Annotated in this window: 17 protein-coding genes and 1 pseudogene; all 18 read right to left on the bottom strand. The window is 49.6% G+C overall.

The window, feature by feature from the left end; translation table 11 throughout:
- Positions 1-211: pseudogene (locus tag AXX12_RS12395) on the bottom strand (sodium ion-translocating decarboxylase subunit beta); the annotation flags it as partial.
- Between the two features lie 123 nt (positions 212-334).
- A complete protein-coding gene (locus tag AXX12_RS12390; protein ID WP_066242930.1) occupies positions 335-751 on the bottom strand; it encodes a biotin/lipoyl-containing protein in 417 nt (138 codons plus the stop codon).
- A gap of 52 nt (positions 752-803) precedes the next feature.
- Positions 804-1,118 (bottom strand): hypothetical protein, encoded by a 315-nt coding sequence (locus tag AXX12_RS12385; protein ID WP_066242928.1) that lies wholly within the window; start codon positions 1,116-1,118, stop codon positions 804-806.
- Between the two features lie 22 nt (positions 1,119-1,140).
- Complete coding sequence (mmdA, locus tag AXX12_RS12380) at positions 1,141-2,670, bottom strand: methylmalonyl-CoA decarboxylase subunit alpha (RefSeq protein WP_066242926.1); 1,530 nt, start codon at positions 2,668-2,670, stop codon at positions 1,141-1,143.
- A gap of 28 nt (positions 2,671-2,698) precedes the next feature.
- Positions 2,699-3,112 carry a methylmalonyl-CoA epimerase gene (gene mce, locus AXX12_RS12375; RefSeq protein ID WP_066242925.1) on the bottom strand — a complete coding sequence of 138 codons (414 nt, stop codon included), beginning with the start codon at positions 3,110-3,112 and terminating at the stop codon, positions 2,699-2,701.
- A gap of 55 nt (positions 3,113-3,167) precedes the next feature.
- Entirely contained in the window at positions 3,168-4,106 is a 939-nt protein-coding gene (gene meaB, locus AXX12_RS12370) for a methylmalonyl Co-A mutase-associated GTPase MeaB (protein WP_066242922.1), read from the bottom strand.
- Between the two features lie 91 nt (positions 4,107-4,197).
- On the bottom strand, positions 4,198-4,590 hold the full coding sequence (locus tag AXX12_RS12365) for a cobalamin B12-binding domain-containing protein (RefSeq protein ID WP_066242919.1): 393 nt from the start codon (positions 4,588-4,590) through the stop codon (positions 4,198-4,200).
- A 22-nt stretch (positions 4,591-4,612) separates the two neighbouring features.
- The gene (locus AXX12_RS12360) at positions 4,613-6,256 is read right to left on the bottom strand and encodes an acyl-CoA mutase large subunit family protein (RefSeq protein ID WP_066242917.1); all 1,644 of its coding nucleotides are present in this window, start codon (positions 6,254-6,256) and stop codon (positions 4,613-4,615) included.
- A 31-nt stretch (positions 6,257-6,287) separates the two neighbouring features.
- Entirely contained in the window at positions 6,288-7,796 is a 1,509-nt protein-coding gene (locus tag AXX12_RS12355) for an acetyl-CoA hydrolase/transferase family protein (RefSeq protein WP_066242915.1), read from the bottom strand.
- 335 nt (positions 7,797-8,131) lie between these two features.
- On the bottom strand, positions 8,132-8,770 hold the full coding sequence (locus tag AXX12_RS12350; RefSeq protein WP_066242912.1) for a redox-sensing transcriptional repressor Rex: 639 nt from the start codon (positions 8,768-8,770) through the stop codon (positions 8,132-8,134).
- 411 nt (positions 8,771-9,181) lie between these two features.
- Positions 9,182-10,906, bottom strand: a complete 1,725-nt coding sequence (locus AXX12_RS12345; protein WP_066242910.1) for an NADH-dependent [FeFe] hydrogenase, group A6 — start codon at positions 10,904-10,906, stop codon at positions 9,182-9,184.
- Positions 10,907-10,922: 16 nt separating this feature from the next.
- On the bottom strand, positions 10,923-12,710 hold the full coding sequence (gene nuoF, locus AXX12_RS12340) for an NADH-quinone oxidoreductase subunit NuoF (RefSeq protein ID WP_066242907.1): 1,788 nt from the start codon (positions 12,708-12,710) through the stop codon (positions 10,923-10,925).
- A gap of 26 nt (positions 12,711-12,736) precedes the next feature.
- Positions 12,737-13,102: a (2Fe-2S) ferredoxin domain-containing protein gene (locus tag AXX12_RS12335; RefSeq protein ID WP_066242905.1), complete on the bottom strand. Its 366-nt coding sequence runs from the start codon at positions 13,100-13,102 to the stop codon at positions 12,737-12,739.
- Positions 13,089-13,652 carry an ATP-binding protein gene (locus tag AXX12_RS12330; RefSeq protein ID WP_066242903.1) on the bottom strand — a complete coding sequence of 188 codons (564 nt, stop codon included), beginning with the start codon at positions 13,650-13,652 and terminating at the stop codon, positions 13,089-13,091. Before AXX12_RS12330 ends, AXX12_RS12335 begins: the two co-directional genes overlap by 14 nt.
- A 1-nt stretch (position 13,653) precedes the next feature.
- Positions 13,654-14,142, bottom strand: coding sequence for an NADH-quinone oxidoreductase subunit NuoE (gene nuoE, locus AXX12_RS12325; protein WP_066242901.1), 489 nt, complete (start codon positions 14,140-14,142; stop codon positions 13,654-13,656).
- Between the two features lie 71 nt (positions 14,143-14,213).
- Entirely contained in the window at positions 14,214-14,975 is a 762-nt protein-coding gene (locus tag AXX12_RS12320; RefSeq protein WP_066242899.1) for a PHP domain-containing protein, read from the bottom strand.
- Positions 14,972-15,313: a serine kinase gene (locus AXX12_RS12315; RefSeq protein ID WP_066242896.1), complete on the bottom strand. Its 342-nt coding sequence runs from the start codon at positions 15,311-15,313 to the stop codon at positions 14,972-14,974. The genes AXX12_RS12320 and AXX12_RS12315 overlap by 4 nt, the downstream gene beginning before the upstream one ends.
- A 36-nt stretch (positions 15,314-15,349) precedes the next feature.
- Complete coding sequence (locus tag AXX12_RS12310) at positions 15,350-16,660, bottom strand: [Fe-Fe] hydrogenase large subunit C-terminal domain-containing protein (RefSeq protein ID WP_066242893.1); 1,311 nt, start codon at positions 16,658-16,660, stop codon at positions 15,350-15,352.
- Positions 16,661-16,665 lie beyond the last annotated feature (5 nt).

Below are 16,665 nucleotides of genomic sequence, written 5' to 3'. Positions count from 1 at the left end.
CAATTGAAGCAGCGTGTTCGAAAGAGAAGCCAAGGAACGTCGCGGCGATAGCAGTGGCAAAAATGCCAAACTGAGCAGCAGCGGCGAACAGCATAACCTTCGGATTACGGATTAGCGGTGCAAAGTCACACATTGCGCCGATTGCAACGAAGATGAGGACAGGAAACAGTTCGTTAGCGATACCCAAGTTGTACAAGGTAATCAAGAAGCCTTACCCTCCCATTAGATATATTGACTTTTTTATCTGTGTTTACCTATATATTTCCAGTTATATAGGTAAACTATTCAGGTTGCGCCAACTCTTTTGGTTGACGCAACCGAATATAGCGCCCAATTAGCCGATAACAACCATGATTTGGCCAGGTTTTACGTTCTCGCCAGCATTTACATTGACCGATTTAACGGTGCCAGCAGCTGGTGAGCCGATTTCGTTTTGCATTTTCATAGCTTCGAGCAGCAACAAAACGTCGCCTTTTTTCACGGTTTGGCCGACTTTGGCGTTAACTTTGCTGACCTTACCAGGCATTGGAGCAGTAACAGGAGTTTCGCCAGCTTTCACTTCAGCAGGAGCAGCGGCAGCAGCCGGTGCAGCAGCAGGAGCGGGAGCGGCAGCCGGTGCAGCAACCGGAGCCGGAGCAGCTGCCGGAGCAGCGGCAGGAGCAGCTGCCGGAGCGGCTACTACAGCAACGCCTTCTTCAGCAACCTCCACATTGTAGGAAACACCATTCACATTAACTTTAAACTTTCTCATTGTCATCTTCCTCCATTCAATCTCATGCAATTTATTGATTTGCTAGAGTACCTTAGAATGACTGCCGGCCATCCATAATCTTCTGGCGACCGGAAGCAGCCCAAGCATTGCTGGTGCGCTTAATGCGTAAAGCACCAGCGCCGCCGCCTGCATGAACAACAACTGCGGCAATAGCGGCGATCAATTCGGCATCGTCGCTCATTACCATGTTGATGCCCGCGCTGATGGCTGCAACAATTTCCGGCGTTAAACCGGTAGCTTCAACCTCTACAGAGGCTGGCGCTGCAGCAGCGGGAACGGCCTTCTTCTCTTTTTTCGGAGCCTCAGCCTTTTTTCCGCCACCGAACAATGAATCAAATAAACCCATTATTCAATCCCCTTTCTCTGGGTTATAGCGGAATATTGCCATGTTTCTTGGCCGGGCGCGTTTCGCGCTTCGTAGCCAGCATGTTGAGAGCTGTGATGATGCGGGGGCGTGTTTCCTGCGGTTCAATGACAATGTCAACAAATCCGCGCTCAGCCGCTTTGTACGGAGTAGCGAAATCAACAACATATTGGTCAGTCTTCGCTTTTTGTTCAGGGTCGCCCTTGAAGATGATGTTAGCAGCGCCAGCAGGTCCCATAACCGCGATTTCGGAGGTCGGCCAAGCCAGAACTTGGTCTGCGCCAAGATCTTGTGAACACATGGCGAGATACGAACCACCATAGGCTTTACGGGTGATGACAGTGATTTTGGGAACAGTTGCTTCAGAGTACGCATACAGCATTTTCGCGCCATGGCGGATAATGCCAGTATGTTCTTGGCCAACACCTGGCAAGAAGCCAGGAACGTCAACCAGATTAACGAGAGGAATGTTAAAGGCATCACAGAAACGGATAAAGCGAGCTGATTTGTCAGACGCATTTACGTCCAAGCAGCCTGCCATAACCGCCGGTTGATTGGCGATAATGCCAACTGTCTGACCATCAAAACGAGCAAAGCAAGTGATGATGTTCTGTGCATAGTGTTCCAATACTTCATAGAAGTCGCCGTTGTCAACAATGTGCTTGATAACGTCCTTCATGTTGTATGGCATGTTGGGGTTATCCGGCATAAGAGTAACAAGTTCTGGATCCATACGGTTCGGATCATCAGTAGACTCGTACACAGGAGCTTCTTCCATGTTGTTTGAAGGCAGGAAGGCCAACAGGCGACGAATCTGCTGAATGCAGTCTTCTTCATTCTCAGCTGCGAAGTGAGAAACGCCTGACACCGTATTATGAGCCATAGCACCACCGAGGTCTTCGGCAGTTACTTCTTCTGCGGTAACCGATTTGATAACCGCGGGGCCGGTGATGAACATCTGGCTGGTTTTCTTCACCATGTAGATGAAGTCAGTCAGCGCTGGGGAATACACAGCGCCGCCGGCGCATGGTCCCATGATGACGGAAATCTGCGGGATAACGCCTGAAGCCATTGTGTTCTCAAAGAAGATCTTGCCATAACCGGCCAATGCGTCAACAGCTTCTTGAATACGAGCGCCGCCTGAATCGTTGATGCCGACCAGCGGAGCACCCATTTTCAACGCTAGTTTCTGCACTTTTACGATTTTAGCTGCGTGCATTTCACCCAGTGAGCCGCCTTCAACGGTGAAGTCTTGGGCGAATACGTAGATCAAACGTCCGTCAACTGTGCCATAGCCGGTGACAACGCCTTCACCAGGAAGCGATTTTGTCTCCATGCCGAAATTTGTGCAGCGATGAACAACAAATTGGTCAAGTTCAACAAAAGTGCCTGCGTCGAGGAGTTGAAGAACCCGCTCGCGAGCAGTCATTTTACCTTGAGCATGCTGCTTCTCAATGCGTTTTTCGCCGCCACCAAGCTTAATCTTGGCTTGGCGTTTTCTTAGATCTTGGATCTTTTCTTGGACAGTAGCCATACTACACCTCCATCAATGTGACGGTTTCTTAATGCTGGCAGAGTTCGACGAGAATGCCGCCAGTTGCCTTCGGATGCAGGAAGGCGATTTTCGCGCCACCAGCACCGTAGCGCGGGGTTTTGTCGATCATGGCGATGCCCTTTTCGTTCATGTCGGCAATTGCTGCTTCGATGTCATCAACACAAAGAGCAACGTGTTGAATGCCACTGCGGCCATTGTTGCCGGCGATGAATTTAGCAATCGGGCCATCTTCTGTAGTCGACTCAAGGAATTCAAGTTCGCAATCGCCAGCAGGGAAAAAGCTGACTTTAACTTTTTGTTCCTCAACAACCTCATCTTCGGGTTTCGGAGTCATGCCGATTTTTGTGAACACATCTTTAATACCTGCGAGATCTTTTACCGCAATGCCGATGTGGTCAACATGTAGAATCTTAAATGACATAATAATTACCTCCTTAAATCGCGTATTTTTTTATCAAGAATTAGAAACGTTCCGACTATTTCATCAGATCGTTTAGAATCTGTCCGACAACGCTATATGGGTCTCGTTCCCGGCGTTCTACACTGGCAACCAGTGTTTCAAATTGCCCCGCATCATCTAGCTTACCAAGAATGCGGCGACTGAGATGTTCATGTAAAAGCGCCAGTAATTCGCTCTTCGTGCGTTGCGTGCGACGTAGTTCCAATCCGCCACTTTTATGTGTGTAGGCAATATGCTCTTCTAGTGTTTCCACTAATTCACTAATGCCTTCACTTTGATTAGCCACCGTTCGTTTAATGGGCGGCCGCCAATCCATGTGTTCCTGATTAAGATCAAGCATAGCGTTAAGCTCAATTTGCAGACGATCGGCACCTTCTCTGTCCGCTTTATTAATAGCGAAGACATCACCGATTTCCAGGATACCGGCCTTAATAGCCTGTATATCATCGCCCAGTCCAGGAACAAGAACAACTAATGTTGTGTCTGCGGTTTTGATGATATCTACTTCCGACTGACCGACGCCAACGGTTTCAACAAAGATGACATCCTTGCCGAACGCATCGAGAATTTTCACCGCTTCCGATGTTTTGCGAGAAAGACCGCCCAAGCTGCCGCGAGTACCCATGCTGCGGATGAAAACACCTTCGTCAAGCGTCAGATCAAGCATCCGAATACGGTCCCCGAGAATAGCTCCGCCTGAGAAGGGGCTAGTCGGATCAATAGCAATAATACCAACAGTTTTCCCCAAATTACGGTATTCTTTCGCAAGTTTATCAGTCAATGTGCTTTTCCCGGCTCCGGGAGGTCCTGTGATGCCTATAACATGTGCCCTACCGGTATGAGAATATAACTGCCGCATGATATCAACAGCTTCGTCATATTCATTTTCAACAGCAGTAATAGCACGCGCAAGTGCGACACGCGAACCGTTAAGCAATTCTTCGACGATTTGCATTGGATTGCACCACCTTGAGGCGTAGTGTTAAAAACACGGCGCCACATCATTATTGGCAGCCGGGGAATCTAGCCCCGGCTGCCTAGAAAAACTACTTTACGTTTGCTTTAATGTACTCAACAATCTGGCTGGTTGGAGTACCAGGGGTGAAGACTTCAGATACGCCAGCGGCTTTCAGACCGGCAATGTCGGCTTCAGGAATAACGCCGCCACCGATGATCAACTTGCCTGCTGCGCCTTTTTCTTTCAATACAGCAACAACTTTCGGGAACAGGGTGTTGTGAGCGCCTGACAGAAGGCTCATAGCAACTACGTCTACGTCTTCTTGCAGGGCAGCTTCAGCAATTTGTTCCGGCGTCAAGCGGATGCCGGTATAGATAACCTCAAAGCCAGCGTCACGGAGAGCGCGGGCTACGACTTTGGCGCCCCGGTCATGACCGTCAAGGCCAGGCTTCGCAACTAATACTCTAATACGTTTTTCCATCGTTGTCCCTCCTACCTCTCGCTTACAGCGTGGTGTGCGCTTGGTACAGTCCGAAGACTTTGCGCATCACGCCACAGATTTCACCAAGGGTCGCATATACACGAACCGCATCGAGAATGAACGGCATCAAATTGACATGCTCATCCTTGCAAGCAACTTCTAAAGCAGCGAGTTTTTCTGCAACTGCAGCATTGTCACGCTCAGCTTTCAGTTTAGCCACTTTCGATTTTTGGAATTCGCCGACAGAAGCGTCAACGCGGAGCAGTCCTTCAGGAGCCTCTTCCTTGATTTGGAACTGGTTTACGCCAACGATGATACGTTTCTTGGATTCAACATCCATTTGCCATTTATATGCACTGTCTTGGATTTCTTTTTGAATGTAGCCTTTTTCGATAGCAACAACGGCGCCGCCGATGTCGTCAATCTTCTTGATGTATTCCCAGCACTCTTTTTCGATCTGATCAGTGAGGGCTTCAACATAGTAGGAACCGCCGAGGGGATCAACAACGTCAGCCAAACCGCTTTCGTAAGCAACAATTTGTTGGGTACGGAGAGCGACGCGGACAGAAGCTTCTGTCGGCAGAGCAAGCGCCTCATCCTTGGAATTAGTGTGCAGGGACTGAGTGCCACCCAAAACAGCTGCTGCCGTTTGCAGAGCAACACGGACAACGTTGTTTTCAGGTTGTTGTGCAGTCAGCATCGAGCCTGCAGTTTGGGTGTGGACGCGCAGCATCCAGGATTTGGGGTTGGTTGCGCCAAAGCGCTCTTTCATGACTTTTGCCCAAACGCGGCGGGAAGCGCGGAATTTCGCGACTTCTTCGAGCACGTTGTTGTGAGCATTCCAGAAGAAGGATAGACGTCCAGCAAAGTCATCGATTTTCAGACCGGCTTTAATAGCAGCGTCGCAATAAGCGATGCCGTCAGCGATCGTGAAAGCGATTTCTTGTGAAGCAGTCGAACCAGCTTCACGGATGTGGTAGCCAGAGATGGAGATCGTGTTCCAGTTAGGAACATTCTTTGAGCAATATTCGAAGATATTAGTGATCAAGCGCATGGAAGGTTTCGGCGGGAATATGTATGTGCCGCGGGCAGCATACTCTTTGAGGATATCGTTTTGGATAGTACCGTTCAGTTTGTCGGCAGGCACGCCTTGCTTTTCAGCAACCGCAATGTACATAGCCAAGAGAACTGACGCCGGAGCGTTGATGGTCATCGAAGTGGATACTTTGCCCAGATCGATTTGATCAAACAGAATTTCCATGTCGCGCAGGGAGTCGATTGCAACACCGACTTTGCCGATTTCGCCTTCTGAGATGGGATCGTCAGAGTCATAACCGATCTGGGTCGGCAGGTCAAATGCGCAGGACAGGCCCGTGCCGCCTGACTCTAACAGATAACGATAACGCTTATTGGACTCTTCAGCAGTGGAGAAACCAGCATACATACGCATGGTCCAGAAACGGCCACGGTACATAGTGGGTTGAACGCCACGAGTGAACGGGTATTCACCAGGGATACCCAACTTCGCTTCATAGTCGAAGTCACCCAGATCAAGCGGAGTATACAGCCTATTGTGCGCGAGATTTACGCGCTCAGGGTTTTTGGCAAGCGATTTTTCCACTTTGGCGGTGTACGCTTCCAGTTTGGCTTTTAATTCATTAGCCATTCTAAATCCTCCTTGTCGTCTGTTCTCTATATTATTTAAGTTTCATGGAGCCGGTTTCCATGAACCGGGCATGCCAGGAGAGGGCCTCACTCAGGATGTGCGGAGTATGTGCATTGCCTGTTGCTTTAGTGGCCCGATCCAGGTAATCCTGGAGCATTGGTTGGTAGTCCGGATGAGCGCAGTTGTCGATAATAACTTGAGCGCGCTCTTTCGGGCTGAGTCCGCGAACATCGGCAACGCCGCGTTCGGTGACGAAAACATCGATATCGTGTTCGGTGTGGTCGAAGTGAGAGCACATCGGAACGATTGAAGAAATATCACCATTTTTGGCAATAGAGTTCGAGAAGAAGATGGTCAAATAGCCGTTACGAGCAAAGTCACCCGAGCCGCCAATGCCGTTCATCATCTTGGTGCCCATGATGTGGGTGGAGTTAACATGGCCGTAGATATCGAGCTCGATCGCGGTGTTCATGGCTATGATGCCAAGACGACGCGCGGTTTCCGGGCTGTTAGCAATTTCTTGCGGCCGCAGCATGATTTTCTTACGATAGTCGCTGAGCCCATTATAGAAACGCTTCAGTCCGTCGGGAGACGGGGTGATTGACGTGCCGGATGCGAAGTCCAGTTTGCCGGCGTCGATCAAGTCGAACATGCCGTCCTGGATAACTTCGGTAAACACAGTCAAGTTCTCGAACGGAGAATCAACCAAGCCGGAAATAACGGCATTAGCAACTGAACCGACACCTGATTGAAGCGGCAGCAGGTTCTTCGGCATGCGGCCTTGTTTGATCTCGTTTTCTAAGAACTTGATCAGATGCTGGCTCATAGCCTTGGCATCGTCATCGATAGCCGCCAACGGACGGACATAGTCAGGAATGTCGCAAGGAACGATGTATGTAATTTTGTCAGGGCCGCACTCAATGTATGGAGTACCAATGCGGTCATCAACCTTGACAATTGGGACAGGCAAACGGTTAGGGGGATCAAGCGGAACATACACATCATGCATGCCTTCGAGTTCAAGCGGTTGGCTGGTGTTGATCTCGACGATGACGATGTCAGCACTTTGTACAAAAGATGCAGAGTTTCCGAGTGAAGTTGTCGGAACGATATGTCCTTCTTCGGTAATGGCGCAAGCTTCAACAATGGCTACATCAACTTTGCCACCTAAGAAACCATAGCGGGACATTTGCGCAACATGGGATAGGTGCAGGTCTGTGTACTGCATTTTGCCGGCATTGATCAGTTTGCGGATGGCATCATTGGTTTGATAAGGCAGGCGTTTTTGAATACCTTCACACTCTGCCAGAGCCCCGTCAAGTTCTTTACCGACAGAAGCGCCTGTCCAAAGATTGACTTTGAACTTCTCCTTCTTGATTCGCTCCGCCAGAGCCAAAGGAACTGCTTTCGGATAGCCAGCGGGGGTAAATCCACTGGTGCCGATGTTCATACCCGGCTTAATAATGGCGGCTGCCTCTTCTGCGCTGACAATCTTGGAGCGCAGAGCAGCATTGCGTACGCGGTCTTTAATGTCGATCATCGTACACTCTCCTCCTCTTTTGATTATCTATAGTATTTTAAGAAACCCGCAACCTCATACCGGATGCAAATAAAAAACACTACGCCTTATTTTGCACACAAAACCAGATACCATGTGTGCAAAACAAACCATAGCGTTACTTATTTTGCCGATTACCGCTAGGCAATGACCATAAGCACACCGGTCGCAATGTATTTCTAGCTTGGCCCACTGAACCTCACTGTCCATACTTAATGCAATTAGTTTCAGCAATGATATTTTTTCTTACCAAATATTATATATTCTACACTGCTCAGCAAACTCCTTCTGCAAAAACAGGAGTTTCAGAGAAAAGTTTATTTTTTTGTTGATCGAGTCAGATAATAAGAGATACTGCTGAGTCCGATTGACAAATCTTCACTCACTAAGCGAACATCCTCAGGCACATTTAATCGTATTGGCGCAAAGTTCCATATCCCGCGTACGCCAGCAGCAACTAATGCGTCCGCCGCGGCTTGAGCCTGGGCAGCCGGTACGGCGATAACGCCAATTTGGATGTCTTTTTCCATGCTGATTTGCTGCAGGCATTCAATGTGATATACCTCAACACCATTGATTGTCCTGCCGACTTTGTCGGGATCAACGTCAAACATCGCTGCCAGATTAAATCCCAAGCTCCCGAAATTACGGTAATTTGCTAAAGCCCAACCAAGGTGACCCATCCCAACGATAGCTATGTTCCAATCATGGTGCAACCCTAGTATCTCGCCAATATTTCGGATGAGATCACGCACATAGTAGCCGACACCCTTCTTGCCAAATTCACCGAAGGAAGCCAGATCTTTACGAATTTGTTCCGGGGTGATACCAATTCGGCGTCCAATGTCTTCTGACGAGATAATTTCTACACCTTCATCTTGAACTGAGCGAAGAATGCGAAAGTAAACCGGCAATCTGTCTATCGTTGCTTTAGAAATAACAATATGTTCTTTCATAGTCCATCCCTTTAGCAGCTTGACCACCCAACAGCAATACCGCTAGCAGCCCTATTCTCTTCGTGAATCCGCTAACTTGTTTTATAATTATCTATATTTCGCTATGTGATTCATAAATCCTTCTAAAATCAGCAGACATATTTAGTGTTTTTTCACAAAGTTTATTACAGAAAATACCTGAGGCATTCCTTGGGAACTGGACTTACGTTGCCACAGGTACACAGAGTAGCACCGAGGAAACTCACAGAGTGGTTACGATTACCGTGCAAAACACTTCTGTTCGACTCTGTGTAACTCGATAACCCCTCTGTGTCCTCTGTGACAAAACGCAGCCTTGCTTCATCTGTTTCAGAAATTATGCTTTTGGTAGTAAAAAAAGACGCGCGGTTGTTCCGCGCGTCTTTACTTTAGTTACTTTTTATGCTGCGGGTGATAATGAGTATGCAACAGCTTATGCGATTTTTCGCCAAGCGGTTTGCCCAGCCAGGTTGAGTACAACTCCTGAATCGCCGGATTCTCGTGTGATTTGCGGATTTCATACGCCTGATCACAATCATAAATTGAGCCGATGCGCTTCTCCCTTACTTCAGCGCATACAGGAACTGGCTGACCGCCGCCGCCGATGCAGCCGCCTGGGCAAGCCATGATCTCAATAAATTGATAGTCTGCTTCGCCTTTTCTGATTTTATCAAGAATAATCCGCGCATTCGCCAAGGTATGCGCGACCGCAACCTTAACCTGAAGATCACCGACCGGCACAACAGCTTCTTTTAATCCGGTCATGCCGCGAACATCTTTGAATTCAATGTTATCCAGCGGTTTTCCGGTAACAATCTCTACCACAGTGCGCAGTGCAGCTTCTGTAACACCACCGGTCGCACCAAAGATCATGCCTGCTCCTGTCGAGATGCCGAGCGGAGCGTCATATTCTTCTGACGGCAAGGCGGCAAAGTCAAGTCCGGCCTCGCGAATCATCCGACCGAGTTCACGCGTGGTCAGAACATAATCTACGTCCTGGTAACCGCTTGAATTCATTTCAGGGCGGACTGCCTCGGCCTTCTTGGCGGTACAAGGCATGATGGATACTGAGACAATGTTTTTCGGATCAATTCCCGATTTTTCCGCATAGTAGGTTTTGGTCAGGGCGCCAAACATCTGTTGCGGCGATTTAGCAGTAGATAGGTGATCGAGCAGATCGGGATACATCAGCTCGATAAAGTTAACCCAGCCGGGACTGCAAGAGGTAATCATCGGCATGGTTCCGCCGTGCGTTAATCGTTCTATCAGTTCAGATCCTTCCTCCAGAATCGTGAGGTCAGCAGAAAAGTTGGTATCAAAGACTTTATCAAAGCCGATTCTGCGAAGCGCAGCCACCATTTTGCCGGTGACAATCGTACCATGATCAAGACCAAGCGCTTCACCCAGCGCAACACGAACTGCTGGAGCAGTTTGCACTACGACGTGCTTGGTGGGATCGCTAATTGCTTTCCAAACCGATGCTGTGTCATCTTTTTCAACAATGGCCGCAGTTGGGCAAACTGCCGAGCATTGGCCGCAATAGGTGCAAGCAACCTGATCTAGGCCTTGGCCGAAAGCAGGCGATACAGTAGTATTGAAGCCGCGGTTTGTGAAACTGTAAACATGAACACCTTGCCGCTCACTGCAGGCTCTAATGCAGCGTCCGCAGAGGATACACTTGGATTGGTCGCGGACAAGGCAAGGATTCTTATCATCCAACGGATAGTTGGTTTGCTCACCATCGAAACGAATTTTGCGGATGCCTAAATCAGCGGCGATGCTCTGCAGTTCGCAATTCAAATTGCGAGCGCAGGAAAAGCAATCTTGCGGATGGTTGGCCAGAAGCAGTTCAACCACTGTTTTGCGGCCTTCGCGAACATCGGCGGTGTTGGTATTAACCACCATGCCGTCATTGACAGGATATACGCAGGAAGCAACCAAGCTGCGAGCGCCTTTAACCTCAACCATGCAGACCCGGCAAGCGCCTTCCGGCCTAAGCTCGGGATGGTAGCAGAGCGTGGGAACTTTCACGCCGGCGGCTTGCGCGGCCTCTAATACTGTAGCGGTTTTCGGGACTTCAACTTTTCTGCCATCTATCGTAACTGTAACTTTTTCCACTCTGTTCACTCCTCTCCTAACCCTTAATGATGGCCTTGAACGGGCACTTAGCCAAACAGGCGCCACATTTGATGCATTTATCTTGGCCAATGTTGTGCAGTTTCTTCACATCGCCGCTAATAGCCTCAACCGGGCAGACCTTTTTGCACAGGCCACAGCCTTTGCACAATTCAGTAATCTGGTAACCAGCCAATTTCGAACACGCGCCTGCAGGACAGCGTTTGTCATGAATATGAGCCTCATACTCGTGACGGAAATAGCGCAGTGTGCTGAGTACAGGATTCGGAGCTGTCTGACCAAGACCGCAGAGAGCAGTGGCTTTAATATTTTTAGCCAAAGACTCGAGCAGTTCGATGTCGCCGTCCCGTCCTTCGCCTTCGGTAATGCGAGTGAGAATCTCTAACATCCGTTTCGTGCCTTCACGGCAAGGGGTACATTTGCCGCAAGACTCAGATTGAGTAAAGTTGAGGAAGAATTTAGCGACATCGACCATACAGGTGGTTTCATCCATAACAACCAACCCACCCGATCCCATCATCGCGCCAGCTGCAATCAGCGAATCATAATCCACCGGCAAATCAAGCATTTCTTCCGGCAGACAGCCGCCCGACGGACCGCCGATTTGCACAGCCTTAAACTTCTTGCCGTCAGGAATACCGCCGCCGATTTCATAAATGATTTCCCGCATAGCGATTCCCATCGGAACTTCCGCCAAGCCGGTATTGTTTATGCGTCCGGTTAACGCAAACACTTTCGTGCCTTTGCTCTTTTCTGTACCCATAGCCGCGTACCAGTCAGCGCCGTTGGTGATTATCTGCGGCACATTACCGAAGGTCTCGACGTTATTGATATTAGTCGGCTTACCCCACAGGCCGGAGATTGCCGGGAATGGCGGACGAGGACGCGGCATGCCGCGTTTGCCTTCAATCGAGGCCAACAAGGCAGTTTCTTCGCCGCAAACAAATGCACCGGCGCCTTCTTTAATTTTTAGGTGGAAATTAAAGTTGCTGCCAAAGATATTATCGCCAATTAGTCCCATTTCTTCGGCTTGCTTGATGGCGATACGCAAGCGTTTGATAGCCAGAGGATATTCCGCTCGAACGTAGACATAGCCCTCATCGGCGCCAATCGCATAGCCGCAGATCGCCATGCCCTCAATAATACGGTGCGGGTCGCCCTCGAGCACACTACGGTCCATGAACGCACCAGGATCGCCTTCATCAGCGTTACAAACAACATATTTTTTAACACCAGGAGCATTTCTGGCGAATTCCCACTTGTTTCCAGTCGGGAAGCCGCCGCCGCCACGGCCACGCAGACCGGACTTTTTCATTTCGGCAATGACTTGCTCTGGCGTCATTTCTGTCAAAGCCTTACCAAGTGCTTCATAACCGCCGTTGGCGATGTATTCTTCAATGACTTCCGGGTTAATGTGGCCGCAATTAGCCAGCACCAAACGATGCTGTTTTTTGTAGAAAGCAATATCTTTGTAGTTAGCGATCTTCTCGTGAGAAATCGGTTCACGGAATAGCAGACGCTCAACAATGCGACCTTTTAGCAGATGATTTTCAACCACTTCAGGAACATCTTCGGGTTGTACACGGCAATAGAAAACGCCTTCTGGATAAACGATCATGATCGGACCCATTTCGCAGAAACCATGGCATCCAGTCTCAATGACTTTGATTTCTTTTTCTAATCCGGCTTTCGCCAGTTCTTGGCTAAGTGCAGCTTCCACTTTTTTGGCGCCTGAGGAGACGCAGCCGGTACCGGCGCAAATTAAAACATGGGCTCTAAGTTGCATTTCCTTCCCTCCCTAACTCACATGGTTTATTCCGCAATTTTACCTACAACCATCTCTTCAATAATTCGTCCGTTAACCACATGTTCAGCAATAATTCTTGACACATCAGCCGGTGTTACCCGACCGTAAGTGATCCGAGGCTCGCCAGGGCGAACTACGTCAACAAGAACTTCTTTCTCACACATGCCAATACAACCTGTTTGGCTGACGGTTACATCTTCCAGCCGTCGTTTGGCGATTTCGTCGAGAATAGCGGACATAACCTCACGCGCTCCCGCAGCGATGCCACAGGTTCCCATGCCAATAATGACGCGGATACCGCCTTCATGGCGCAGACGTGTTTGCACCTGAAGCTGTTCGCGCAAGCGTTTTAAGTCTTCAACTGTTTTCATCCAAAGCACCTCCATATACTAGTCGTTCGTTGCCGTTCAGGTATTCATCAAGCCAGACCAGCACATCCGGCTGGGTAAACGGGATTCCATTTAGAGTATCGCGCAATTCACGAACTGATAGGGAAAAACAATTGCGCCCTACCTGATGAGTATAGTTAAGATCTAACTCGGAATTGCCAACAATCAGACTTTTTAACGTAGTCGCCAAGTCGCCGAGCGGCGGACGGTCAAGATGGGTCCAACGCCAACTTGCTTCAACTGTCGTGCCTCGCCCCAACTCTGATGTAATCACTAGCTGACCGCCGCATTGTGAGGTCGACATTTGAATCAGAGGCAGCCCCAGCCCGACTCGTCGCGTCGAACGAGTAGTATAAAATGGGTCGGAAACGTGATGGCAGGTATCTTCATCCATGCCGCGCCCATTGTCAACTACACGGATTGTCAGCAAATCAAGAGTAAGGTCTTCGATAACCGAAAGCCAAACGCTGTCCGCACCGGCCTCTACTGAATTTTGCACGAGGTCAAGGATGTGGAGCGCCAAATCTCTCATATCATTCGTATCTAGCGAGAATTCCCGGTATCGATTCAGGAGTCAAGCGACCATGAGTGTCGTCATTAACCATTAATACTGGCGCCAGACCGCATGCGCCGATACAGGCAACAGTTTCCAATGTAAATTTCAGGTCTGGAGTGGTACTGCCTGCCGAAACCTTAAGATTATCCTCAAGCGCCTTGAGGATGGCTTTGCCGCCGCGTACGTGACAAGCTGTTCCCTGACAAACACGAATAATGTTGCGTCCGCGCGGATTCAAGTGGAATTGAGAATAGAAAGTAATGACTCCATACACTTGGCTTACCGGAATATTTAGTGAATCAGAAATCTGCTCGACCACCTCTTTAGACAGATAACCGTATGCGTGTTGAGCTTCCTGCAGTACAGGAATCAGTGCGCCTTTAACTCCCTGGTACTTAGCCAGAATTTCATCAAGTTGCGCCAGTCGGGCGCTGTTGCCGCCGCAGCAGCATTCATGGTTACTCATGCATAACTCCTCCTTTAACTCCCCATTGCATCGTTCTACATAACAGTAGTTAAGCTAGCTAAGAAAATGGGCTACGTCGTCCTGCTCTTGATGGCACCTACGATTCGTCGGTTTTGGTTATTAGCCAAAGCTAGCCGAATCTCTGACAGTGTCGGGCGTTCAAGCAGGAATTCTGTGCGCGGACCACAGGCAAAGTCATCCATGGTATGCGCGTCTGACGAGGTGATGACAGGTAAGCCACTGATGCCAGGTAACCGCGACGCCTCGCGATAAGGGGTCAGTCGCGATACTTCGACTGCCGCCAGTTCGACATCAGGGGGGATAAACCCTAGCTGAGACAAAATACTATACGAAGGCCGGTCCACATGGGAGGCAATCGTTATGCCGCCAATTGCGGCAACTGTCCGCGCTACTTCAGCCACATCGGCGTCAATGGCGCCGAGTAGCATTTCTTCTTTAACCGCCACCAGATTATCTTCTGCGTCCACAATAAACTGGGCACCGAATTTCTTTTCATCATTCTTGCGCCCTGAACGCCGGGCAGCCACATAGGCTTCCCAAGCCGCCAACTGCGGCAGAGTCTCAAACAGGGTCAATACGTGCGTTTCTTCCTTCGTTTCCACCTCCATACCAGGTATAATGACAATTCCCGCGCCAGTTGCGGCCTCTATGGCGGCAGCTACATTGTCGCAGGCATTATGATCAGTAATAGCGATAATATCAATACCAAATTCGACAGCACGGCGGACAATATGACGAGGCGTCATTTCCACTGCGGCGCATGGCGACAACAGTGTATGAACATGCAAATCCGCAGTGAACAGCCGGCTCATCTCCCCTTAACACCTAAAGCGTATAATTGCCCGACAAACTCGAATACAGGAAGATCTGTAATCAATAGTGCGATATTTTCAGACTCAGCTTTCGCCAACGTATCCGCATCCGGCTTAGAGCCGCCTGCGATGACAATGGCAGATAAACCGGCCAGCGAAGCAACCGCCACGATGTTTTTATGGCCTTGCATCGTTACCCAGACGCTCCCGGCTTTGGCCTGCCCCATAACATTACTTAGCAAATCTGAGGCATAACCGCCTAAGACAATGGCGCCACTCGCCTCTTTACCTGCGACACATTTGACCGGCAAAGCGGAAAGAATGTCATGAACAGTCATTAGACCATCCTCCATCGAAGTATTTCACTGTAGTTACTATTTATTTAAAGAAGGAGGCAGTTTTTCTGCCAGACTAACCATTTCCTGCGCCAAATCACGAACTTTTTCTCTCAATTTAAAAACACAATCAGTCTCGCTGGCGATGCCCTGCGCGATATCCTCGGCCAGCGCCTTGCAACTCGGTGAGCCACAAGAGCCGCAATCGAGCCCGGGCAGGCGTCCCAGCGTCTTTTCCATCACTTCGACCTTGGAAATTGCCTGATAGATGTCATCATCCATGCGCATTACCGGTTGTGGCTCAATAGCTAAACGCCCGTCGTCCACGACGTCTCGATATACTGCTTCAAGCATTTCATCCTCAACAGGCACAGGCTGTTTTCCTTGAGCGCGATGCTGCATCCGCTCTTCAGCGACATAGCGATTTTCCACTGTCAGTGGGCCGCCAATACAGCCGCCGGCACAGGCCAACGCTTCAATATAATCCACGTGTTTTAGTTTACCAAGCGCTACCTGATCAAGAGCTTCGCTCACGCGGTGGATTTCATCGATTACCAGAGAATGAATTGGGGCAAGCGTAGATGCCTCACCACCAGAAACCGCCCAGCCTACACCGAGGTGGGTCGCACGGGGGCATGCTGGATCGGCAGGCTCAGTAGGCAAAGATTTGAGCAAATCGCCATAAATTTTGGATATAGCAATCGCGCCACTGATATGAGACTGTTCAGCGCCAAGCGGTTGCCTGACAGCTGTCATCTTGGCAGGGCACGGAGTAATAAACCATACACCAATATCAGATGGATTCAACCCCTCTCTGCGTCGAGCCAGTTCTCTGGCCAACTTAGCGGCGACTTCTACCGGTGCTGCAAACGGAACTAAATGGTCAATCAGCTCTGGAAAATTTACTTGAATCAATCGCACGACCGCAGGACAAGCAGAGGAAATGGCCGGACGGCAATAGCCGCCTTTCGCCAAATATTCACGAATCGCGCGAGATACAAACTCCGCACCACGAGCCACTTCGAACACTGCATCAAAGCCAAGCTTTTTCAATCCGCAAAGGATCGCCTCTATCGGCGTGTCTGCGCCAAATTGCGCATACAACGTCGGTGCGGGTAGGGCAATATTGTAACGAAATCGAGATAGATCCTCGATGGAGTCGGTTATCGCCGACTTAGCATGATTGGAACAGCGGCGTATGCATTCTCCGCAATCAATGCAACGCGATTCGATAATCTTGGCTTTGCCGCTGCGGATACGGATCGCCTCTGTTGGACAGCGCTTGATGCAACTAACGCAGCCTTTACAGCGGTCTGGCAGCAAGCGTACAGAGTGGAAATACTTTTTCACGCTTA

This window comes from Anaerosporomusa subterranea (assembly GCF_001611555.1).
GTDB lineage: Bacteria > Bacillota > Negativicutes > Sporomusales > Acetonemataceae > Anaerosporomusa > Anaerosporomusa subterranea.
Note: the sequence above shows the minus strand (reverse complement) of the source record. Positions and strands in the feature narration are given on the sequence as shown.